This window comes from Streptomyces sp. NPDC030183 (assembly GCF_055573455.1).
The window spans coordinates 54969-76484 of sequence record NZ_JBVIBK010000035.1 but is presented as its reverse complement, the minus strand read 5'-3'; the positions used below and the strand labels follow the sequence as shown (position 1 = coordinate 76484).

The window sequence follows — 21516 nt, the reverse complement described above, 5'->3', positions numbered from 1 at the left end:
AGTGGTCTATGGTGGAGACGAGCAGGCTGTGAACTGATGTTCGATTGATCGAGTGCGGGAGGTGCGGTGCCAGGCTTCACGCATCTGCACACCGCCTCCGGGTTCTCCCTGCGGTACGGCGCCTCGCACCCGGAGCGGCTGGCCGAGCGCGCCTCCGAGCGCGGTATGGACGCCCTCGCGCTCACCGACCGGGATACCCTCGCGGGCGCGGTCCGGTTCGCCAAGGCGTGCGCGGCGGCGGGCATCCGCCCGCTGTTCGGGGCCGAGCTGGCCGTGGGGGCGCCCGCGCCCTCCGCGCGGCAGGCGCGGCGCCGGGCCCCCGTCCGGGGCGGTGCCTTTGTCGATGAGTCGACTCCTCGGGTGACGTTCCTCGCCCGCGAGGGGGCCAGAGGATGGGCCGAGCTGTGCAGAATCGTTTCGGCGGCGCATGAGGGGAGCGATGAGGAAGCCGGCCGAGGAGAGGGTCCGCCCCTGCTGCCCTGGACGGAGTGCGCCGGCGACGGCCTGACCGTGCTGCTCGGCCCCGCCTCCGATGTGGGCCGCGCGCTCGCCGCCGGGCGCCCCGACCGTGCCGCCAAGCTCCTCGGCCCCTGGCGGGAGCGGTTCGGTGACACCCTGCGGCTGGAGACGGTGTGGCACGGCCGTACGGGCACCGGCCCCGGCTCGCTGCGGCTGGCCGCCCGGACCGTGGGCTTCGCCGCCGAGCAGCGGATCCGCCCGGTGCTCAGCAACGCCGTCCGGTACGCCGACCCCGGCATGGGCCCCGTCGCCGACGTGCTGGACGCGGCCCGTCGGCTGGTCCCCGTCGACCCCCGGGGCGAGCTGGACTCCGGTGAGGCATGGCTCAAGGACGCCGGTGCCATGCTGGCCGCCGCCGAACGGATCGTCGAGGCCGCGGGCTACCGCGGGGACACCGCGTACCGCCTGCTGGAGCAGACCCGCGCCACGGCCGCCGAGTGCCTGGTCGACCCGGAGGACGACCTCGGCCTCGGCAGCGTCCACTTCCCCGAGCCGCATCTCGTCGGCGCCGGCCGCCGCACCGCCCAGCGCGTCCTCGCCTCCCGGGCGGCGGCGGGCATGCTGCGGCTCGGCTACGACACCCGGCGCGAGTACTGGGAGCGCGTGCACCAGGAGCTGGACGTCATCGCCCACCACGGCTTCGCCTCCTACTTCCTCACCGTCGCCCAGGTCGTCGACGACGTACGGCGGATGGGCATCCGGGTCGCCGCGCGGGGCTCCGGCGCGGGCTCCCTCGTCAACCATCTCCTCGGGATCGCGCACGCCGACCCCGTCGAACACGGGCTGCTGATGGAGCGGTTCCTGTCCAAGCGCCGGGTGGTGCTGCCCGACATCGACATCGACGTGGAGTCCGCGCGCCGGCTGGAGGTCTACCGCGCGATCATCGGCCGCTTCGGCGCCGAGCGGGTCGCGACGGTGGCGATGCCGGAGACGTACCGGGTCCGCCACGCCGTCCGCGACGTGGGCGCGGCCCTGTCCATGGACCCCGCCGACATCGACCGGATCGCCAAGTCCTTCCCCCATATCCGGGCCCGTGACGCCCGCGCGGCGCTGGAGGAGCTGCCCGAGCTGAGGAAGCTGGCGGGGGAGAAGGAGAAGTACGGCAGGCTGTGGGACCTGGTCGAGTCCCTCGACGCCCTCCCGCGCGGGGTCGCCATGCACCCCTGCGGGGTCCTCCTCTCCGACTCCTCCCTCCTCGCCCGTACGCCGGTGATGCCGACCAGCGGCGAGGGGTTCCCCATGTCGCAGTTCGACAAGGACGACGTCGAGGACCTCGGGCTGCTCAAGCTCGATGTGCTGGGCGTGCGGATGCAGTCGGCGATGGCGCACGCGGTGGCCGAGGTGGAGCGGGCGACGGGGGAGCGGGTCGACCTGGACGCGCTCGACTTCGAGCGCGGTGAGGGCGACCCGGCCACGTACCGGCTGATCCGGTCCACCGAGACGCTGGGCTGCTTCCAGATCGAGTCGCCCGGTCAGCGGGACCTGGTGGGGCGGCTCCAGCCGTCGACCTTCCACGACCTCGTGGTCGACATCTCCCTGTTCCGGCCCGGTCCGGTCGCCGCCGACATGGTGCGCCCCTTCATCGCGGCCCGGCACGGACGGGCGCCGGTCCGCTACCCGCACCCCGATCTGGAGGCGCCGCTGCGGGAGACGTACGGCGTCGTCGTCTTCCACGAGCAGGTCATCGACATCGTGCACCTCATGACCGGCTGCGGCCGGGACGAGGCGGACCGGGTGCGGCGCGGGCTCTCCGACCCCGAGTCGCAGGGGCGGATCCGGGTGTGGTTCGCGCAGCACGCCGCGGCGAAGGGGTACGACGCCGACACGATCGCCCGGACCTGGGAGATCGTCGAGGCGTTCGGCTCGTACGGCTTCTGCAAGGCGCACGCGGTGGCCTTCGCGGTGCCGACGTACCAGTCGGCGTGGCTGAAGGCGCATCACCCGGCGGCGTTCTACGCGGGGTTGCTCACCCACGACCCCGGGATGTACCCGAAGCGGCTGCTGCTGGCGGACGCGCGGCGGCGAGGAGTACCGATCCTCCCGGTGGACGTGAACCGGTCGGCGGTCGCCCATCGTATCGAACTGGTGTCTGAATCAGGGGGGTCGGAGGGACCCTCCCCGGAGGGGCGGAAAGGGCCCGGCCGGTGGGGGCTGCGGTTGGCCCTGTCCGACGTGCACGGCATCAGTGAGGCCGAGGCGGCGCGGATCGCGGACGGACAGCCGTACGCCTCGCTGCTGGACTTCTGGGAGCGTGCCCGGCCGAGCCGTCCGCTCGCCCAGCGGCTGGCGCAGGTCGGCGCGCTCGACGCCTTCGGCGCCAACCGGCGCGATCTGCAGCTCCACCTCACCGAACTGCACCGGGGCGCCCGGGGCATGGGCGGCGGCGGGGGACAGCTCCCGCTGTCCGGCGGGCGCAGGACCGCCCCGGCCGGGCTGCCCGACCTCTCCTCGGCGGAGCGGCTCAGCGCCGAGCTGGGCGTGCTGTCCATGGACGTCTCCCGCAACCTGATGGACGACCACCGCGTGTTCCTCGACGAGCTGGGCGTGGTGTCGGCACGGCGGCTGCGCGAGGCCCGCCACGGGGAGACGGTGCTGGTCGCGGGCGCCAAGGCGGCCACCCAGACCCCGCCGATCCGCTCCGGCAAACGGGTCGTCTTCACCACCCTCGACGACGGCACCGGCCTGGTCGACCTCGCCTTCTTCGACGACTCCCACGACGCGTGCGCCCACACCGTCTTCCACTCCTGGCTGCTGCTGGTGCGCGGGGTGGTGCAGCGGCGCGGTCCGCGCAGCCTCAGCGTGGTGGGGTCGGCCGCCTGGAACCTCGCCGAACTGGTGGAACTGCGGCGCGAGGGCGGCCTCGACGCGGTCGCCCCGCGCCTGGCGGAGCCGGTGCCCACGGGCGGCGGCGACCCGACGCGCGGCCGCCGCATCCAGCTGCCCACCGGCTACGAGATGCACCCGTGGGCCGATCTGCGGCCCGCGGGCGAAGAGCCCTCGAAAGTACGGAAGTTGTGGCACCAGAGCCCAGGGAGTGCGGGATGACCATCCTCTGCGTACGTTTCCAGCTGCCGCCGAAGTACGAGGCCGCCCTGCCCGGGCTGCTCGGTCTGCTCGAGGACTTCACCCCGGTCGTCGAGGCGCTGCCGCCCGACGGCGCGCTCGCCGATCTGCGCGGCGCCGAACGGTACTTCGGCCGGGGCGCCGAGGAACTGGCCCGCCTCATCCGGGTCCGTGCCCTCGCGCTCTACGGGGTCGACTGTGTGATCGGCGCCGGGCCCGGACCGATGCTCGCCCGGATGGCGTTGGGCCGCGCCGAACCCGGTGAGCCGTGCGCGGTCCCCGAGGGCCTGGCCGTGGACTTCCTCGCCGAGCGGCCCGTCACCGCGCTGCCCGGCGTCGGCACGGCGACCGCCCGGACCCTGTGCGAGTACGGCCTCGACACCCTCGGCCGGGTCGCCGCCGCACCCCTGTCCACGCTCCAGCGCCTGGTCGGCGCGCGCACCGGCCGCGAGCTGCACGAGAAGGCGAACGGCGTCGACCGCGGCCGGGTCGTCCCCAACGCCGTCGCCCGCTCCCTCGCCACCGAACAACCCTTCCCGCACGACGAGCTGGACCCCGACCGGCACCGCCGCGCGCTGCTCCTCGGCGCCGGGGAACTGGGCTCCCGGCTGCGCGCCCTGGACCAGGTGTGCCGCACCCTCACCCTCACCGTCCGCTACGCCGACCGGTCCTCGACGACCCGCACCCGCACCCTCCCGGAGCCGACCGCCCACTCGCCGGAACTCACCCGCGCCGCCTACGGGATGTACGGCGCCCTCGGTCTCCAGCGCGCCCGCGTCCGGGCGATCGCCCTGCGCGCCGAGGGGCTCACCCCCGCCGAGGAGGCATCCCACCAGCTCGCCTTCGACCCCACCGACGACAAGCTCCGCCGTATCGAGGAGGTCGCGGACCGGGCACGCGCGAAGTTCGGCCCGCGCGCGATCCTGCCGGGGACGCTGGCGGCATGACGGGGGCGTCAGTTGGCCCACGGCGGCACGATCCGCGTGCCGTCGGCCAGCTCCGCCTCCAGGCCCAGGGAGGTGGTGACCCAGGTGACGGCGGTCTCCGCCGTCGGGTTCTCCACGGTGAGGGTCGCCCCCGCGTTGATGATCAGGGTGTCGCCCGCCCCGATCCGCTCGGTGCGGCCGTCGAGCGTGATCAGCAGCTCGCCGTCGAGCAGATGGAGGATCTCCTCCTTGGTGACGGTGTGGGCGGGCGCCTTGGTGCCGGCGGGGATCTCCCCCCGCCAGGCCGCCAGTTCCCTGCTGCCGGTGCGGGGCGTGGCGTACGAGACGAAACGGGCGCCGTGGATCTCATGGGTGACGGCCTCGGACGAACGGACTACGGGCATGCGGGCCTCCTGAGAAGATGGTCAAGCTGCTTGACTATATCCTCGATGGTCAAGCAGCTTGACCAATTCGTCAAGGGTGTTTCAATGCGGGCATGCAGAACTCCGAGGCCCTCGGGCTCACCGCCGTCCTGCTCGCCGCGGCGGGCGAGCTGACGCAGCGCATCCATGACGGGGTCGTCGCCCGGGGCTTCGAGGGGCGGCCCGCGTACGGGTTCGCGTTCACCCGGCTCGCCCCGGACGGAGCGACGGTCACCGAGCTCGCCCGTCATCTCGGGGTGACCAAGCAGGGTGCCAGTCAGCTCGTCGAGGAGCTGGTCGCCAAGGGGTATGTCGAGCGCCGGCCGCATCCCCGTGACGCCCGCGCCCGGCTGGTCGTGCTGACCGGGCGGGGGTGGGCCTGCACCCGGGCCGCGGAGGAGGCGGCGGCCGAGGTGATCCAGGAGTGGAGCGGCGCGCTCGGCGGGGAGGCGCAAGTGCGGGCGCTGCGCGAACAGTTGGCGCGCATCGCCCCCTATGGCCCCATCAGGCCCGCCTGGTGACGGTTTAGCCGTCCCTTATCAGGGTCCACGGGTGCCGCTTGAAGTTTTTACTGACGCGTAACTTCCCACTTTTACTACCCGCCCGTAACTTGGCTGGATAAGAACAGCATCCTCGTGATCCGGATCACAGGGCGAACGCCGTCGCACGTCCCTTGAGCCGCAAGGAGATCACCCGATGCTGCCCTGGAAGAGCCTGATCAGACCGCTGGCCGCCCTGCTCCTCGCCGCCGCGGCGACCACCGTCCCCGCCACCTCCGCCGCGGCCGCCGACACGGCCGCCGCCCCCAGCCATGGCTGGAACGACTACTCCTGCAAGCCCTCCAGCGCCCACCCCCGTCCCGTGGTCCTCGTCCACGGGACGTTCGCCAACTCCGTCGACAACTGGCTGGGCCTCGCCCCGTACCTGGTCAACCGCGGGTACTGCGTCTACTCCCTCGACTACGGACAGCTCCCCGGTGTCCCCTTCTTCAACGGCCTCGGCCCGATCGAGAAGTCGGCCCGGCAACTCGACGCCTTCGTCGACCGGGTGCTCGCCTCGACCGGCGCCGCCGAGGCCGACCTCGTCGGTCACTCGCAGGGCGGCATGATGCCCCGCTACTACCTCAAGTTCCTCGGCGGAGCGGCCGAGGTGAACGCCCTCGTCGGCATCGCCCCCTCCAACCACGGCACCACCCTGGGCGGCCTCACCCAGCTCCTCGACTACTTCCCCGGCGCGGGCGACCTGCTGTCCACCGCCACCCCCGCCCTCGCCGACCAGGTCGTCGGCTCCCCGTTCCTGACCAAGCTCAACGCGGGCGGCGACACCGTCCCCGGCGTCGCCTACACCGTCCTCGCCACCAAGTACGACGAGGTCGTCACGCCCTACCGCTCCCAGTTCCTCGACGGCCCGAACGTCCGCAACATCGTCATCCAGGACCTGTGCGCCGTCGACCTCTCCGAGCACGCCGCGATCGGGATCCTCGACCGCGTCGCCTTCCACGAGGTCACCAACGCCCTCGACCCGGCCCACGCCACCCCGACCACCTGTCTGTCGGCCATCGGCTGACACGTGCACACACCCCGGGTCGCCCCTGACGCGGGTGACCCGGACGTACACCGCCGGGGCCTGTCCGGCCTGAGCCGCCGGACAGGCCCCGGAGTCCGTCAGCCGCCCTGCCGGCCGCCGTTCGCCGCACGGCGGCGGGCCGCGGCGAACAGCAGCGAGGACCCCGCCGCCAGGACCGCCGCGCCGCCGAGCGCCACATAAAGCTAGCCCCACGGAACCGCGACATCGCCCGCTGAGGGCGGGTGCGGGAGATCCTTATGGTCGCGTTAAGGATGGGCTAACCGGCGGCTCAGGAACACCGGCTCGCCGAGCCGTCGGTGATCCCGTTCTTACCCGGACGCGGAACAATGCGACCGCCCGCGACAGTTGACGACCGGTTGACGACTGGTCGTAGTGACGAAGAGGAGCATCCATGACCGCCGTACGCGGAACGACCGTGGACATCACCACCGGGGACGGCACCGCCGACGCCTACTTCGTCCGCCCCGACGACGACGCCGCGCACCCCGCGGTGCTGTTCTACATGGACGCGTTCGGACTGCGGCCGCATCTGAGGGAGATGGCCGACCGGCTGGCGCGGGCCGGCTACGCGGTGCTCGTCCCGAACGTCTTCCACCGCGCCGGACGTGCCCCCGTCTTCGACCTGCCCGATTTCATCGATCCCGGCGCCCGCCCGGAGCTGTGGGAGCGGATCCTCCCGGTGATGCGGGCGCTGACACCGGAGCTGGCGGTGCGGGACGCCGGGACCTATCTGGACTGGCTGGCCGGCAGCCCGTACACGACGGACGGGCCCGTCGGCATCACCGGCTACTGCATGGGCGCGGGCCTCGCCCTGCGCACCGCGGGCGCCTTTCCGGAGCGGGTCGCGGCCGTGGGCGGGTTCCACGGGGGCCGGCTGGCGACCGACGCCCCGGACAGCCCGCACCTGGCGGCGGACCGGATCACCGGCGAGGTGTACCTCGGGTACGCCGACAACGACTCCTCCATGCCGCCCGAGCAGATCGAACTGCTCGACAAGACGCTCACGGAGGCGGGCGTCACCCACCGCACCGAGGTGTACACAGGAGCTCCCCACGGCTACACCCAGGCCGACACCGCCGCCTACGACGCCGAGGCGGCGGAACGCCACTGGACGGCCCTGCTCGACCTGCTCGGCCGTACCCTCGCGCGCCCCCGCTCATGACGGACGCCGTGACGGACGCCGGGGCCGGTGAGGGCGTCAGAAGGGCGGTGCTCGCGGACGTCGAGGCCGTGAAGGCCGTCACGGACGCCGCCTTCCGGCCCTACATCGAACGCATCGGGGGCGTACCGCAGCCCATGGAGGCGGACCACGCGGCGAACGTGGCCGCGGGCCGCGTCTTCGTGACCGGCGACCCCGTGACCGGCCTCGTGGTCGTCGAGGCACACGACGACCATCTGTTCCTCGACGTCATCGCCGTCCACCCCGACGCCCATGGACGGGGCGTCGGGCGACGGCTCCTGGAGTTCGTGGACACCCGCGCGCGTGCCCTCGGCCTGCCCGAGATCAGGCTCTACACGAACGCGATGATGTGGGAGAACCGGAAGATCTATCCGAAGTCCGGGTACGAGGTCGTGGAACGGCGGGTGGACGGGCCCTACGACAGGATCCACTACCGCAAGCGGCTCGGCGGACGGGCCGGGGGCGCGGGTCAGCCCTCCGGCCACCAGGTGCGCGCGATGTCCTTCCGCACCTCCCGGCGCTCCACGGGGCGCTCGTCGCCCTCTTCCCGCACACGGCGGGAGTCGGACTTCCTCAGGGGCTTCTGCACGGTCGTACGGCGCATGGCTGCCTCCTTGCGTCTACCGTGTTCCGCGATTTCACGGAGGTAGACCTCTTCCGGGAGCGTTACTCATCGGGTCGTGCTGTGTCAGTGGCGGCTGTCACCCTCTGGACTGTCAGTGGCAGGTGTCACTCTGGCGGCATGACCAACATCGACGACGGCGAAACCTCCCGGAGCCCCGAAACCGCGAAGAACTCCGCGCCGAACGACCCGCCCCCGCCCGTCCACTGGGACGCGCAGGCAGCCGTTTTCGACGACGAACCCGATCACGGCCTGCGGGATCCCGTCGTCCGGGAGGCGTGGGCGACGCGCCTGCGGGACTGGCTGCCGCACCGCCCGGCCGATGTCCTGGACCTCGGCTGCGGCACCGGCAGCCTGTCACTCCTCGCGGCCGAGCAGGGACACCGGGTCACCGGAGTGGACTCCTCCCCGGCCATGGTCGGCCGTGCCCGCGCCAAACTCGCCGGGCACCCGGCCGTGTTCCTCGTCGGCGACGCGGCGGCACCGCCCGTCGGCGAGGAGCGCTTCGACGTCGTCCTCGTCCGGCATGTCCTGTGGGCCCTGCCCGACCCGGCCCGCGCCCTGCGCCACTGGTGCGGGCTGCTGCGGCCCCGGGGACGCCTCGTGCTCGTCGAGGGCGTGTGGGGGACGCTCAGCCCGGTCGGCATACCCGCCGAGCGGCTGCACGGGCTCCTCGCACCGCTCGTCTCCGGCGCGGTGGTGGTCCGGCTCGACGACGACGTGCGGCTGTGGGGCAAGCGGGTCGAGGACGAGCGGTACGCGATGGTCGCGGACCTGTGATCCGGCGTGCGTGCGCGGCGTGTACGCCTGCCGTGTCGGGCGGCCGCCGTATACGGGCCGCCGCCCTCCCGCCCTCGCCCCCGTGTGTCCCGGTCAGCTCAGCAGGGCCGTGAAGCCGCCCTCCTTCGCGAGGAGTTCCAGCTCGTCCAGTGCGGCCAGGGCCGCCGCCGCGGCCTCCGGGTCGGTGGTCGGGAGTCCGCTGTCCGCGAACTCGTCCTCGTCCAGCCGCAGGACGGCCGTGCCGTCCGCCGAGCGCCACAGGTCCAGGTCGAGGTCCTCGACGACGAGTTCCCCGCCGGAGCGCACGGCGGGACGGGTGATGTCGCAGTACCAGCCCTTCAGGCCGCCCCGGGCGTCGCGGACCTCCTTCACGGCGTACCACCGGTCGCGCCAGTAGTACTCGGTGAAGACGTCACCGGGCCCGAACCGCACGAAACCGAAGTCCCGCACCCCCTCGCTCGCCCAGTCGGCGCGGACGACGACCCGCACACCGTCGTCGCTCAGCAGCCGCGCCGGATAACGGATCTTCGTACGGCCCGCCTTCAGCAGGACGACGTCCAACTCGCGGCTCGGGTCAGCCGAGGTCCCGGACATAGTGCACCTCCGTCGCGCACACTTCGTAACCGAACCACTTGTTGATCGCGATCATCGGGCCGTTGCCGGCGTCGTTGCCGGTGAACGCCTCCTCGTAGCCGGCGGCGCGGGCGCGGTGCAGGGAGTCGTTCTTGGCCAGCTTCGCCAGGCCACGGCCGCGGAAGGCGCGGGCCGTGCCCGTCATCCCGGTGGAGTACCGTGTCCGCCCGTCCGTGCGGGCGGCGGTGAACGCAGCCGGCGTGCCGTCCACGACGACCACCGTGCTCAGCGCGCGGTCGAGCAGCGGATGGCGGTAGGTGTCGGCGAGCCAGTGTTCGTAGTCGTCCAACTCGGCGCCGATGTCGCTGGGTTCGTCCGCCGTGGTCTCCGCGTCCAGCTCGAACAGCGGGCGCGGGTCGTCGGCGAAGTCGGCGGCCGTCCGCAGTTCGACGCCGGCCGGCGGTTCCTCCAGCGGCGGCAGGGTGCCGGCCGTGAGATCCAGCCGCAGGAAGTGGGCGGACCTGCTGCTCGTGTAGCCGCGCCGCTCGGCGAACGCGCGGTTGTCCGGGGTGTCCAGCACCCACGAGAACAGCCGCTTCGCGCCCGCCGCCGCGAGCCGTTCCTCGGCGGCGCGCACCAGCAGGGCGCCCGCGCCCCGGCGTACGCGCTCCGGGTGCACGTACACATTCAGGTAGCCCTGGCCCGGGACGGGACTGTCGTGGGCGATCCCCAGCTGCGCGGTCCCGATCACCTCGCCGTCCGCCTCGGCCACCAGATGCCCGACGTGGGCCTCGGGGGCGGCGTGGGTGGCCTCGTGGACCAGGGACTCGGGGGTGCTGACCAGGAAGGGGAGGGCACGCCCGCGGATGTCGGCGAAGGCCCCGGTGTCCGCGGGATCCGCGGTACGGAGGTCGCGCACGATCAGTGTCATGTGATCGCACGGTACGCGGACGGTGCCCGAGGGCGCCTCCGAATTTCCGGTGGGCGTGCGACGACGCCGGCCGGTGCGTACGGGACAATCGCCGCGTGACCTTGAACATTCGCATCGTGGAGGGGGGCGCGCCCTACGAGCAGGTGCGCGCCCAGATCTCGGAGCAGGCCCGGTCCGGGGCGCTGCCCGTGGGCTACCGGTTGCCGACCGTGCGGGGGCTCGCCGAGGAGCTCGGGCTCGCGGCCAACACCGTCGCCAAGGCGTACCGCGCGCTGGAGACCGACGGGGTGATCGAGACGCGGGGACGCAACGGCACGTTCGTGGCCGCCGCGGGCTCGGCCGCGGAGAAGGAGGCGGCGACGGCGGCGGCGGGCTACGCGGAGCGGGCGCGGCGTCTGGGCCTGGGCGAGGCGGAGGCCCTGGCGGCGGTCCGCGACGCCCTGCGGGCGGTGTACGGGGAGTAGAGCCCCGGCGGCGCGGTCACGGGGCAGCCGCCGCGGGGTCGTCGTCCGCGGGAGGCTCACCCGGGGAGCCGCTCCGGGGTCCTCGTCACGGTGAGGCCCGCTCTGCGGGCGGCCCGGGCGAAGGTCATGGCGTCGAGCACGGCCGCCGCGTGGGGGTCGTTGTTGAAGTAGGCGTGGACGTCGGCGCTGTCGGGCCAGGTGGCGGCGATGCGGTGGACCCAGGTGGTGAGGGCCTGGCGGCCGTAGTGGGGCCAGGTGTGGGCGCGGCCCACGTGGAAGCGGACGTAGCCCCAGTCGGTGGTGCGCCACAGCGGTGTCGCGGGGCGGGAGCGGACGTCGGCCCAGCACAGGGCGGCGGAGCGGGCCTCCAGGACCCGGCGCACCTCGTCGGTCCACCAGGACTCGTGACGGGGCTCCACGGCGACCCGCGTACCGGCGGGGAAGCGGGCGAGGCAGGCGTCGAGGAGGGCCGGGTCGGCGCGGAGGGTGGGCGGCAGCTGGAGGAGGATCGGGCCCAGCCGGTCACCGAGCCCCTCGGCGCGGCCCATCAGGCGCTCGACGGGCTCCTCGGGGTCCTTGAGCCGTTTGATGTGGGTCAGGAAGCGGCTCGCCTTCACGGCGACGACGAAGCCCGGCGGGGTCCGGTCGTGCCACGCCTCGAAGGTCTCGCGGGAGGGCAGCCGGTAGAACGCGTTGTTGTTCTCCACCGTGGCGAACCGCGCCGCGTACTCCTCCAGCCAGAGGCGGGTGGGGCAGCCCTCCGGGTAGACGGTGCCCCGCCAGTCCTTGTACTGCCACCCCGACGTGCCGACGAACAGGGTCATATCTCCATCAAAGCACCCGCACGCCGAACCCATGCAGTCGGCGGCGGGGGCGCCGCTACAGGTACAGCCCCGCGTCCGCGCCGCCGCGGGGTTCCGGCAGGGACGTGGGCGAGGTGCCCCGGCGCAGGGCGTACAGCTCGGCCAGGGTCGCGCCGTCGCGGCCGATCCCCTCGTCCGTGCCCAGCCAGTTCACGGCCTCCTGACGGGTCAGCGCGCCGACCTCGATCCGGGCGAGACAGCGTCCGGGGCGGACGACGGCCGGGTGCAGGCGCTCCAGGTCCTCGTTGGTGGTGACCCCGACCAGGACGTTGCGCCCCTGGCCGAGGAGGCCGTCGGTGAGGTTGAGCAGACGCGACAGCGCCTGGCCGGCGGTGTGCTTGGCCTCGCCCCGGATCAGTTCGTCGCAGTCCTCCAGCAGGAGCAGGCGCCAGCGGCCCTTGCCGGTGGCGTCCTCCTCGCCGATCGCGATGTCCATCAGATAGCCGACGTCGGAGAAGAGCCGCTCGGGGTCCAGGACGCAGTCGACCTGGCACCAGTCCCGCCAGGAGCGGGCCAGCGTCCGCAGGGCGGAGGTCTTGCCGGTGCCGGGCGGGCCGTGCAGCAGCAGGAGCCGGCCCGCGATGTCCTGCGGGGTCGTCTTCATCAGGCGGTCCATCGCGTCCGCCACCGGGGCCGTGTAGTTGGGCCGCACCTCTTCCCAGGTGCCCGCCGAGATCTGCCGCGTCGTACGGTGCGGGCCCCGGCGCGGCGAGACGTACCAGAAGCCCATCGTCACGTTCTCCGGCTGCGGTTCGGGCTCGTCGGCGGCGCCGTCCGTTGCCTGGTTCAGCACCTTCTCCGCCAGCTCGGCGGTGGTCGCGGTGACGGTGACGTCCGCGCCCCGGTTCCAGCGGGAGACCAGCAGTGTCCAGCCGTCGCCCTCGGCGAGGGTCGCGCTGCGGTCGTCGTCCCGCGCGACGCGCAGGACGCGCGCGCCGGGCGGCAGCAGGGTCGCGCCGCTGCGCACCCGGTCGATGTTCGCCGCGTGCGCGCAAGGCTGCTCGCCCGTCGCGAAGCGGCCGAGGAACAGCGCGTCGACGACATCGGACGGGGAGTCGCTGTCGTCGACGTTGAGCCGGATCGGCAGAGCGTCGTGTGGGTTCGCAGACATGCCGCCATGATCCGTCACGGAGGGCTCCCCGTGCATCCGCTTTGCGTGGCGAGTCGGTTGTCGGTGACGGAAGCTCCCCCACCGCCGCCCCGCGCCGTTACTGTTGCCCTTGATGCGACGGCATGGGTGGAATTCGGGGGACCGGCGGTGGCGGCTCACCGCGCTCCTCGGTGTGGGGGCGGCCGTTCTGGCCCTGATCGTGACCCTGGTCAACACGCTGCCCGGCGACGGCGGTACCGCGGGCACGTCACGCGACGGCGACAAGGTGCACGGCACGCCCGCCGTCCCGCCCGACGACCTCGGACCGGAGGTCGGCTGGGGCTTCACCCACACCCAGTACAGCGCGGACGAGGGCAGCCGGGCCGCCGTCGCACGGGTCGAGAAGCGTCTCGGCGAGCGGCCCCTGCCGCAGATCCAGCACATCATGGGCTGGGGCGCCGGCAACCCCGAACCGGTCGAGGGACGTTACGACTTCGAGGAGATGGACCGGCGCATCGACTTCGTCCGCGCCACCGGCGGCACGCCCGTCGTCACCCTGTGCTGCGCTCCCGACTGGATGAAGGGCGGCGAGTCCGGCGCCGACAGCACGGACTGGAGCCAGTCCGCCCTGGAGACCGCCCCCGAGCCCGAGCACTTCCAGGACTACGCCGACCTCGCCGCGACCGTCGCCAGGCGCTACCCGGACGTACGGCACTTCATCGTCTGGAACGAGTTCAAGGGCTTCTGGAACGACGCCGAGGCCCGCTGGGACTACGAGGGCTACACCCGGCTGTACAACCTCGTGTACCGGGCCCTGAAGAAGGTCGACGAGGACATCCTGGTCGGCGGGCCCTATCTCGTCATGGACAGCCTCGACCCGCGTCAGAAGCAGGACGCGTCGACGTCCCTGAAGGGGCCCTGGGGCGCCATGGACCAGCGGATCCTCGACGCCTTCGAGTACTGGGACGAGAACAAGACGGGCGCGGACTTCGTGGTCGTCGACGGCTCCAGCTACACCAAGGACGACGAGCTGCTGCCGGACGAGTTCGCCGCCACGGAGAAGTTCACGGCGGTGAGCGAGTGGGTGCGCGAGCGCTCCCCGGGGCTGCCGCTGTGGTGGGCCGAGTACTACGTGGAGCCCGCCGACGCGAACGACGACCGCCACGGCTGGTCCGAGACCCGGCGGGCGGCCGTGCAGGCCGCCGGGCTGATCGGCATGGCGAAGGGCGGCGCGACCTCCGCGTTCTACTGGAACCCGGAGGAGCGGAGCGGGGAGTGCCCCGGATGCCTGTGGACCCCGACCGACACGAGCGGCGGCGGCAGGGCACTGCCCATGTACGACCTGCTGGCCCGGTTCGGGGCGGAGTTCCCGCCGGGCACCAGGTACGAGACGGTGCCGGTGGCGGCCGACGACCGGCCGAACGTACGGGTGCTGGCCGACGACGACGTCGTGCTCGTGGTCAACACCCTGGACCGGAGGATCAGCGCGAAGATCGACGGGCGGCGGTTCGACATGGGGGCGTACGAAGTGCGGTGGCTCAAGCGGTGAGGCCCGTCCGACGCCTCCTAAGGGGCGCCCCCCATCGTCAGGAACCGCACCACCAGTGACGCCAGCAGCAGGGCCAGCAGCGGCAGGCTGAACCAGAAGCTGCCCTGCAGCCACCGGAGTTGGCGGACGCTCGGACGGGCCGCCACCCGTACCACCTCACGGGTGGTCAGCAGCACGATCAGGGCGATCGTCGCCAGACCCCCGACCACCGACCACGGGGTCCAGGTCACCTGCGGGCCGATCGGTCCCGGATCGGGCGCGGGAGCCTTACCCGTCCGACCGCGCAGGGCGAAGATCGTCGCGTCCTCGTTGGCGAAGACCTCCCTGAGCTCCTCGCGCGCGTCGAGGTTTCGGATGAGCCGGGCGTCCCAGTCCGCGGGGTAGCCGGAGTCCAGCTGGAGGGACGTGGTCTGGCCGCGGTTGACGATGAGGTAGGAGTGCGGGCCCGCGTCCTTCAGCGACTTGACCAGGCCCGACACCAGGACCGGGTCGACCGGTGCGAGCGTCGGCACGTACTCGACCTTCTCCATGTCCTGGGCGCCCCACGGCAGCGCGGGCGTCACCGAGTCGACCGGGTCGTCGCTGAGCCAGAGCAGCCGTACGGTGGGCTCGTCGTGGGCGTACACGTACTCCATGGCGGCGACCTCGCCGGGGCGGACGCGTTCGAAGGGCTCGTTGCCCCAGCGGGCGACGAGGAAGCCGCCGATGAGGACGAGGCCCGCCAGCAGGGCGGCCAGCGGGGCGAGGCTGCGCCCGTCCCTGGCGCGTTCCCCGGCGGTGGCGCCGGAGCGCGGGAACAGGGCGAGCCCGGCGAGCAGGGCGGCGCCCGGGAGAGCGAACATGAAGACCCGCAGGGCCATCTCACCCCCGTACGACTGCATCCCGAAGCCGAGGAACGGCACGAAGGCCAGGACCAGCAGGGAGCGTTCGCGGTACTTGTTCCGGCGGCGGCGCAAGAAGCCGCAGCAGGCCAGCAGCATGACCAGGCCGGCGAGGGCCACGCGCGCGTACAGCACGAGTTTGTGCGTGGAGCTTCCCTCGCCGATACGGCCGGAGACCGAGGACGTGACGTTCCCGCCGACGCCGCCGACGCCGCCGAAGAGTTCGTCGAAGTGGCCCGACCAGTACGGCTCGGCGAGGAAGCCCACCCAGACGGCGACCAGGACGGCGAACAGGAGAGGCAGACCGCGCAGTTCGCAGCGGCCGACCAGCACGAGGACGGCGAGGACGCCCAGCATGACGAACGGGGTGAGCTGGTGGGCCGGGACGGTCGCCGCGTACAGCGCGATGAGGACCACCAGCAGCACCGCGCGCTGCAGGCGGTCGGTCGGCTCCACCTCGGCCTCGCCCGGCCGCACCCTGGCCCACAGCATGCGCGGGGCGCGGAACCAGACGAGGAGGATCGCCACGAAGGCCAGGTACAGGAGGTAGGTGAAGCCCTGCGGGGAGAAGTAGTCCTGGCCCACCCAGCCGCTCAGCACGAAGATCCAGACGCCCGTCCACCGGGCGCGCCAGCCGGCCCGCAGATGTCGGGCGAGGAGGAACATCGGGGCCAGGTAGAGCAGCTGCATGGCGGTGGGCCACCAGCGGATGATCTCCGTGAAGTCGCTGACGCCGCAGGCCCTCGCCACGAACGCGGCCGCCGCGAAGAAGCCCGGCCAGCTCCAGCGGGCGTCCAGGTCGGGGACCGCCGAGCCGGTGCGGTCGATGTAGTCGAGGAAGCCGAGGTGCTGCCAGGCCGTCGCGAAGCGGGGCTCGGCCTCGATCACGGCGGGCAGCGCGTGCAGGGACACCACCGTCGCCAGCAGCGTGACCAGCAGCAGACCCCGGTGCTCGCGGCGCAGCCGGAGCAGCGCGGCGAACACGGCGGCCAGCAGCGCCGTCCCCGCCAGCGTGGGCAGGGGCAGCACGGAGACCAGGCCGAGCCCGTCCATGCGGTCCAGGTCGGAGTCGTCCAGCGTCAGCGCGGGCACCCAGTACAGCAGCAGCGCCGAGACCAGGAGGCAGCCGAGGACCAGGCCGGTGACGGTGGGGCGCGGCCGTCCCCTCGGGGGCCCGGACGGTGCCGGGGTCGCCGAGTGCGCCGGGGATGCCGGGGGAAGGGCGGACGGCGTCACGGGGGCGGGCGGGTGCAGCGGTTCGCGTGGGCCGGGCTCGCCGACGGCCTCCGGTTCCGCCGCCGCCCGGACGGGGGCCGCTTCCCGTGCGGCGCCCTCGGCCTCCTCGAACGGAGCGTCCACCTCGGGCAGTTCGGCCGGCCCCACGGACGCCTCGGAGCCCGGTTCCCCCCTCCACTCGCGGCCCCGCCCGAGCGGTGGGACCCCCCTCTCGACGGGCAGCCCGAGCACCGGTGGCCGGTGGATGCCGAGGGGCCGGGTCGGGCGGTCCTGGGCCCAGGCGGGGCGGTGGTCCCGGGGGACGCGGGGGGTTCCGGCGGGCGGGGTGCCGGGGCCCGGGCGTACGTCGGGGCGGCGTTCCATGTGGTCGAAGTCGAGGTGCAGGCCGAGGGCGAGGGTGTCGGAGTCGAGCCGCCGGGACCAGGCGCCGCTCTGCTTCCTCGCGGCGGACGCCACCCGGCCCAGGTCGGCGAGGTCGCCGTCCGGTGCCGCGTCCTCGGGGACCGCGTCGGGCGGTGCCGTGCGGACGATCCGCCAGAGCCGGGGCGCGGCGATCAGCACGATCACCGCGAGGCTGGAGATCTCGGCGACACCCGCGCCGGTCAGGCCCATCCGGGGGAGCAGCAGCAGCGTCAGTCCGAGGACCAGGGCGCACAGCAGGCCCTGGAGCCAGGCGAGTCCCGCGGTGCGGCTCTGGGCGCGCAGCACCGCGAAGTACGTCTCCATCACGACCCGCAGCGCGGCGCCGACCGCGAACCAGCGCAGCAGCGGCGTCGCCGCGTCCGCGTAGCCCTGCCCGAACACGGCGAGGATCCAGGGCGCCCCGAAGAACAGCACCGCGCACACCGGCAGCATGATCCGGGCCATCCGCCGCAGCGCGGCCCGGGTGTTCGCGGCGAGCCGCGCCGGGTCGTGCGCGCCCTCCACGGTCAGCGAGGCACCCATGTTGATGGCGAGGAGGTTGACCGTGCCGCCGATCGTGGTGGTGATGTAGAAGTACGCGTTGTCGGCGGAGCCGACCTGGGCGGCGACGATCACCGGGACCAGGTACACCACCGCGAGGGAGAACAGCGAGCCGGTGTAGTCGCCCGCGAGGAAGCGGCCGATCTCCCGCAGCGACGGCGGGCGGGCCTCGCCCTCGGTCGCCCGCACATGACGGGGGACCAGCCGCCGGAACACCAGCCAGCCCAGCGGCAGCACGGACACCGCGATCGCCGCGACCCAGGACACGAACACGCCCATGGTCGGGACCGCCGCCGCGAACACCACCAGCAGCACCAGCTTCACCGCGGAGAACACGGTGTTCCCGACGGGCACCCACAGGGCGCTGCGCAGCCCCGTCAGCACTCCGTCCTGGAGGGTCAGCAGCGACCAGGCCACCACCGCGAGCACGAAGAACACGGCGTTCACCGGGTCGTGCAGGAAGCGGTACGAGGACCCCCACAGCCCGAGCGTCAGCAGGAACACCCCGGCCGCGAGCGCCACGACCACCGAACTGCCCGCGTAGGTGCGGAAGACCAGCCGACCCGTGCCGCGTCCGGCGACCGGGATGAACCGGGCCAGGGCGCCCGTCAGCGTGAGCGCGGTCAGCCCGGCCAGGAGCTTCATCGCGGCGATCGCGGCGGAGCCCTGGCCGACCGCCGCCTCGGTGTAGTAGCGGGCGGCGGCCAGCCAGAAGCCGAGGCCGAGGACGGCCGAGATACCGGTGTTCAGCATCAGGGCGTAGGCGTTGCGGAACAGCTGGTCGCCCCCGGCCCCCCTGCCGAGGCCGGGCAGCCGCAGCCGGCGGCCGGCGCCGGACCGCCGCCCGGCGGTCCCCGTCGTGCCGGTCCCGGCCTGCCCGGTCGTGGCGGCCGTCGTGCCGGTGGTCGTCGTGTCAGACACGGGAACGGATGGCCCTTCCCCCCTGGCGTGCTCTTCGGACCATGGCGTACCCCTTGGTCAGGGCGCGGTCCCGGGCGAAGCCGCGGGCGACGGCGCGGCCCTCGACCAGCCGCCCGAACTCCTCGACCCCGGTGGAGCGCCGCACGGTGACCCGCCGCAGCGCGTACGGGCCCTGCCGACGCCGGGCGAGCGCGTTGCCGACCGCGAGCGCCTGGGCGAACCCCGTCTCCCGCACCGCGACCCGTACCCGGCGGCTGGAGTAGCCGTACGGGTAGGCGAACGAGGCGGGCGGGCTGCCCAGTTCGTCGGCGACGATCCGCCGGCAGCGCCGCAGCTCGAACCGGAGCCGGTCCTCGTCCAGCGTGTCGAGCTGCGGATGGGTGTGGCTGTGGCCGCCGATCTCCACGCCGTGGCCGGCGAGTTCGCGCACCTGGTCCCAGTCGAGCATGGTGTCGAGGGCACCGCCGTCGTCGTACGGGCCCCTGATCCAGGCCGTGGCGACGAACAGGGAGGCCGCGAAGCCGTGCTTGGCGAGGACGGGCAGGGCATGGCGGTGCACGCCCTCGTAGCCGTCGTCGAAGGTGATCAGCACGGGCCGGGCGGGCAGCGGGCGCCCCGAACGCCAGCCGGCCGCCAGGGTGGCCGTGTCGACGGGGGTGAGACCGAGGTCCCCGATCACCGCCATCTGCTCCGCGAACGCCTCCGGGGACACCGACAGCGCGCGGGTGGCGGCGTCGGGCGCGGTGGAGACCGCGTGGTACATCAGGATCGGTACGGCGTCTTCCGTCATGACGAGCCCCCCTCGCCCCCCTTGCCGACCGGGATCCCGCCGACGGAGAACGTGACATCGCCCCTGCGGGCCCGGACGCTCCCGACAACGTACCCACCGGCCGCCGCCGCGACTCCCGCGACGATGGCACCGGCCCGCCCCGCGCCCCCAGGACGGCCGAGCAGCGCGTCGCGCAGGCCCCGCGCCACCCCGGCGGGCAGGACGCGCGTGGTGTACCGGCGCTCCGACTCCAGGCCCTTGCCGGCGCCGACGCTCCGCGCGACCAGCGCCTTCGACAGGCCCTCGGCGTAGGTGCGCGCCCGGAAGTACCCGAAGCGCTCGCGCGCGCCGGGCACCCGGTGGTGGATCACCGCACGGTCGTCCAGGAGCAGGACCGCGTCCGGCCTGGCGCGGGTCAGCCGGATGCACAGCTCCGTCTCCTCGCAGCCGAGGGGGTGCTTGTCCCCGTCACGGCCGATCCCGGTGGCGAAGCCGCCGGCCGCGTCCAAGGCGGCGCGGCGGAACGAGGCGTTGCCGCCGAGCACGTTGCGCACCCGGGCGACCCCGGCGGGCAGGCCCCTGTAGGCGCAGCCCACGACCCAGTCGAACTCCTCGGGGAACCAGGCCGGGCGGCGGCCCGACGCCCACACGGGCACCGTACGGCCGCCGACGGCCATGACCCGGGGGTCGGCGTACCCCTCGGTGAACCAGCGCAGCCAGTCGCGTTCGGCGACGGCGTCGTCGTCGAGGAAGGCGATGATCTCGCCGGACGAGGCGGCGATGCCCGTGTTGCGGCCGGCGGACAGGCCGCGGGGGCCCGCGTTGGCCAGCACCCGGACCTCGCCGCTCTCCCGGTGTTCCTTGTACTCCCTGGTCAGACGCTCCAGCAGGGCCTGGTTGTGGTCCACCACCAGGAGCGTCTCCAGGGCCGGCCGGGACTGCGCGCGCACCGAGGCGACCGCCGCGAGGATGTCCTCCCAGCGGTCCTCGGTGTACACACAGATCACGACCGAGACGGCCGGTTCGTTCAAGACGCCTCTCCTCGGCCCGAGATGAGCATCGTGGCGTGCGAGCGGCGGCGCAGCGCACGCCGGTTGGAGCGCTCCTTGAGGATCACCTTCAGCACGCGCAGTCCGTCGCGCACGGCCCGCAGATTGCTCGCGCCGTGGATGCGCAGATACTCGTGGCTCGGTATCTCCTGCACCCGCAGACCGGCCTTGACGACGCGGATGTTCATCAGCGTCTCGACCTCGAAGCCGGTGCAGTCGAGGTCGATCTTGTCGAGGCAGTGCCGCCAGAACGCGTTGTAGCCGTAGCAGAGGTCGGTGTAGCGGGCGCCGAACTTGCGGTTGACGACCGCGCACAGCGCCCGGTTGCCGAACTTGCGGATCAGCGTCATGTCGTCGGTCCCGCCGCCGTTGGCGAAGCGCGACCCCTTGGCGAAGTCCGCGCCCGAGACCAGCGCGGAGACGTACGACAGGATCTCGTGGCCGTCGGCCGAGCCGTCCGCGTCGACCATCACGATGATGTCGCCGGTGCACGCCTCGAACCCGGTGATCAGGGCGTCCCCCTTGCCCTTGCCCCGCTGCGGCACGACCTTGACCTCGGGCCACACCTCGCGGGCCACCTCGACGGTGTTGTCGGTGGAGTTGCCGTCGACGAGGACCACTTCGTGGATCCAGTCCGGCAGCGTCTTGAAGACGTACGGGAGGTTCTCCGCCTCGTTCATGGCGGGGATCACCACGCTCACCGGCGGTGCGATGGCCAGATGGGTGGAGACGGGCCGGTACGTGCCGGAGGCGACCGTAGTGGTCGCGTCCGCATCCTCGGCCGCGTCGGAATCGGATATCACCGGGCGCAGAACTGAGCTCATGAGTCTGGTCCCTCTCGTCCGGTGGACCGCCCGCCCCTGGGCGGTCCGGCTATGTGTCCGGTTCGAAAGGGGGGTTCTCACCCACGGCACGCGAAATCGATCTCCGTATCGACCCCTTGGTGCATGTCAGGGTGAGCTGGCAAAGCAGGCCGACTGTCGCGACTCGGCAGTCGGTCGCGCGGCACGACTCGGCAACAGGTGCGGTCGCCGAGCACGGCACCCCCCTACCGCGCCCCGCGCCGGGACCGTCACGCCCCTCGAGCCCTCCCCTTGGGGCACCTGCGGCGGACCGATGCGGGTGGAT

General features: G+C 73.1%; 17 protein-coding genes and 1 pseudogene. 9 read left to right on the top strand and 9 right to left on the bottom strand.

Translation table 11 applies throughout. From position 1 onward, the window contains the following. Window positions 1-66: 66 nt before the first annotated feature. Both ACZ4Z2_RS32885 and ACZ4Z2_RS32880 read left to right on the top strand, forming a co-directional pair. Window positions 67-3564, top strand: a complete 3498-nt coding sequence (locus ACZ4Z2_RS32885) for a DNA polymerase III subunit alpha (RefSeq protein ID WP_468081035.1) — start codon at window positions 67-69, stop codon at window positions 3562-3564. Continuing rightward, on the top strand, window positions 3561-4529 hold the full coding sequence (locus tag ACZ4Z2_RS32880; protein WP_468081033.1) for a DNA polymerase Y family protein: 969 nt from the start codon (window positions 3561-3563) through the stop codon (window positions 4527-4529). The genes ACZ4Z2_RS32885 and ACZ4Z2_RS32880 overlap by 4 nt, the downstream gene beginning before the upstream one ends. 8 nt (window positions 4530-4537) lie before the next feature. Here ACZ4Z2_RS32880 and ACZ4Z2_RS32875 read toward each other — a convergent pair whose 3' ends face one another. Beyond that, window positions 4538-4912, bottom strand: coding sequence for a cupin domain-containing protein (locus tag ACZ4Z2_RS32875; protein ID WP_468081032.1), 375 nt, complete (start codon window positions 4910-4912; stop codon window positions 4538-4540). Window positions 4913-5004: 92 nt separating this feature from the next. Between ACZ4Z2_RS32875 and ACZ4Z2_RS32870 the strand changes: the two genes are divergently transcribed. The 5 genes and pseudogenes from ACZ4Z2_RS32870 to ACZ4Z2_RS32850 all read left to right on the top strand — a co-directional run bounded on the left by ACZ4Z2_RS32870 (window position 5005) and on the right by ACZ4Z2_RS32850 (window position 9099). Further along, window positions 5005-5451 carry a MarR family winged helix-turn-helix transcriptional regulator gene (locus tag ACZ4Z2_RS32870; protein ID WP_468081030.1) on the top strand — a complete coding sequence of 149 codons (447 nt, stop codon included), beginning with the start codon at window positions 5005-5007 and terminating at the stop codon, window positions 5449-5451. A 175-nt stretch (window positions 5452-5626) separates the two neighbouring features. Further along, window positions 5627-6496: an esterase/lipase family protein gene (locus ACZ4Z2_RS32865; protein WP_468081029.1), complete on the top strand. Its 870-nt coding sequence runs from the start codon at window positions 5627-5629 to the stop codon at window positions 6494-6496. A 412-nt stretch (window positions 6497-6908) separates the two neighbouring features. Continuing rightward, a complete protein-coding gene (locus ACZ4Z2_RS32860) occupies window positions 6909-7679 on the top strand; it encodes a dienelactone hydrolase family protein (protein ID WP_468081028.1) in 771 nt (256 codons plus the stop codon). Next, a pseudogene (locus ACZ4Z2_RS32855) lies at window positions 7676-8143 on the top strand (GNAT family N-acetyltransferase); the annotation flags it as partial. The gene ACZ4Z2_RS32860 and the pseudogene ACZ4Z2_RS32855, both read left to right, overlap by 4 nt. Before the next feature lie 296 nt (window positions 8144-8439). Beyond that, on the top strand, window positions 8440-9099 hold the full coding sequence (locus ACZ4Z2_RS32850; protein WP_468081027.1) for a class I SAM-dependent methyltransferase: 660 nt from the start codon (window positions 8440-8442) through the stop codon (window positions 9097-9099). Window positions 9100-9192: 93 nt separating this feature from the next. Here the strand turns inward: ACZ4Z2_RS32850 and ACZ4Z2_RS32845 are convergent, their stop codons facing one another. Continuing rightward, window positions 9193-9693 (bottom strand): ribonuclease FAU-1 family protein, encoded by a 501-nt coding sequence (locus ACZ4Z2_RS32845; RefSeq protein WP_468081026.1) that lies wholly within the window; start codon window positions 9691-9693, stop codon window positions 9193-9195. Next, window positions 9674-10603, bottom strand: coding sequence for a GNAT family N-acetyltransferase (locus tag ACZ4Z2_RS32840; protein WP_468081024.1), 930 nt, complete (start codon window positions 10601-10603; stop codon window positions 9674-9676). The genes ACZ4Z2_RS32845 and ACZ4Z2_RS32840 overlap by 20 nt, the downstream gene beginning before the upstream one ends. 95 nt (window positions 10604-10698) lie before the next feature. Here ACZ4Z2_RS32840 and ACZ4Z2_RS32835 point away from each other — a divergent pair, with 95 nt between their 5' ends. Continuing rightward, window positions 10699-11067, top strand: coding sequence for a GntR family transcriptional regulator (locus ACZ4Z2_RS32835; protein WP_468081023.1), 369 nt, complete (start codon window positions 10699-10701; stop codon window positions 11065-11067). A 56-nt stretch (window positions 11068-11123) separates the two neighbouring features. Here ACZ4Z2_RS32835 and ACZ4Z2_RS32830 read toward each other — a convergent pair whose 3' ends face one another. Together ACZ4Z2_RS32830 and ACZ4Z2_RS32825 are read right to left on the bottom strand one after the other, a co-directional pair. Next, window positions 11124-11891, bottom strand: a complete 768-nt coding sequence (locus ACZ4Z2_RS32830) for a DUF72 domain-containing protein (protein WP_468081021.1) — start codon at window positions 11889-11891, stop codon at window positions 11124-11126. 55 nt (window positions 11892-11946) lie between these two features. Beyond that, complete coding sequence (locus tag ACZ4Z2_RS32825; RefSeq protein WP_468081019.1) at window positions 11947-13041, bottom strand: DUF5925 domain-containing protein; 1095 nt, start codon at window positions 13039-13041, stop codon at window positions 11947-11949. 112 nt (window positions 13042-13153) lie between these two features. On the opposite strand from ACZ4Z2_RS32825, the gene ACZ4Z2_RS32820 reads away from it, so the two are divergent. Beyond that, window positions 13154-14569, top strand: a complete 1416-nt coding sequence (locus tag ACZ4Z2_RS32820) for a GH39 family glycosyl hydrolase (RefSeq protein ID WP_468081017.1) — start codon at window positions 13154-13156, stop codon at window positions 14567-14569. A 17-nt stretch (window positions 14570-14586) separates the two neighbouring features. Here the strand turns inward: ACZ4Z2_RS32820 and ACZ4Z2_RS32815 are convergent, their stop codons facing one another. The 4 genes from ACZ4Z2_RS32815 to ACZ4Z2_RS32800 are packed head-to-tail and all read right to left on the bottom strand — an operon-like array spanning window position 14587 to window position 21212. Then, window positions 14587-18570, bottom strand: a complete 3984-nt coding sequence (locus tag ACZ4Z2_RS32815; RefSeq protein ID WP_468081015.1) for a lipopolysaccharide biosynthesis protein — start codon at window positions 18568-18570, stop codon at window positions 14587-14589. After that, window positions 18563-19360 (bottom strand): polysaccharide deacetylase family protein, encoded by a 798-nt coding sequence (locus ACZ4Z2_RS32810; protein ID WP_468081014.1) that lies wholly within the window; start codon window positions 19358-19360, stop codon window positions 18563-18565. Before ACZ4Z2_RS32810 ends, ACZ4Z2_RS32815 begins: the two co-directional genes overlap by 8 nt. Next, window positions 19357-20370 carry a glycosyltransferase family 2 protein gene (locus tag ACZ4Z2_RS32805; protein ID WP_468081013.1) on the bottom strand — a complete coding sequence of 338 codons (1014 nt, stop codon included), beginning with the start codon at window positions 20368-20370 and terminating at the stop codon, window positions 19357-19359. Before ACZ4Z2_RS32805 ends, ACZ4Z2_RS32810 begins: the two co-directional genes overlap by 4 nt. After that, window positions 20367-21212, bottom strand: a complete 846-nt coding sequence (locus ACZ4Z2_RS32800; protein WP_468081012.1) for a glycosyltransferase family 2 protein — start codon at window positions 21210-21212, stop codon at window positions 20367-20369. Before ACZ4Z2_RS32800 ends, ACZ4Z2_RS32805 begins: the two co-directional genes overlap by 4 nt. Window positions 21213-21516 lie beyond the last annotated feature (304 nt).

Coding starts and splice junctions, on each gene's coding strand:
- ACZ4Z2_RS32880 (WP_468081033.1), top strand. CDS start 3,561: ATGACCATCCTCTGCGTACGTTTCCAGCTGCCGCCGAAGTACGAGGCC.
- ACZ4Z2_RS32875 (WP_468081032.1), bottom strand. CDS start 4,912: ATGCCCGTAGTCCGTTCGTCCGAGGCCGTCACCCATGAGATCCACGGC.
- ACZ4Z2_RS32870 (WP_468081030.1), top strand. CDS start 5,005: ATGCAGAACTCCGAGGCCCTCGGGCTCACCGCCGTCCTGCTCGCCGCG.
- ACZ4Z2_RS32865 (WP_468081029.1), top strand. CDS start 5,627: ATGCTGCCCTGGAAGAGCCTGATCAGACCGCTGGCCGCCCTGCTCCTC.
- ACZ4Z2_RS32860 (WP_468081028.1), top strand. CDS start 6,909: ATGACCGCCGTACGCGGAACGACCGTGGACATCACCACCGGGGACGGC.
- ACZ4Z2_RS32850 (WP_468081027.1), top strand. CDS start 8,440: ATGACCAACATCGACGACGGCGAAACCTCCCGGAGCCCCGAAACCGCG.
- ACZ4Z2_RS32845 (WP_468081026.1), bottom strand. CDS start 9,693: ATGTCCGGGACCTCGGCTGACCCGAGCCGCGAGTTGGACGTCGTCCTG.
- ACZ4Z2_RS32840 (WP_468081024.1), bottom strand. CDS start 10,603: ATGACACTGATCGTGCGCGACCTCCGTACCGCGGATCCCGCGGACACC.
- ACZ4Z2_RS32830 (WP_468081021.1), bottom strand. CDS start 11,891: ATGACCCTGTTCGTCGGCACGTCGGGGTGGCAGTACAAGGACTGGCGG.
- ACZ4Z2_RS32825 (WP_468081019.1), bottom strand. CDS start 13,041: ATGTCTGCGAACCCACACGACGCTCTGCCGATCCGGCTCAACGTCGAC.
- ACZ4Z2_RS32820 (WP_468081017.1), top strand. CDS start 13,154: ATGCGACGGCATGGGTGGAATTCGGGGGACCGGCGGTGGCGGCTCACC.
- ACZ4Z2_RS32810 (WP_468081014.1), bottom strand. CDS start 19,360: ATGACGGAAGACGCCGTACCGATCCTGATGTACCACGCGGTCTCCACC.
- ACZ4Z2_RS32800 (WP_468081012.1), bottom strand. CDS start 21,212: ATGAGCTCAGTTCTGCGCCCGGTGATATCCGATTCCGACGCGGCCGAG.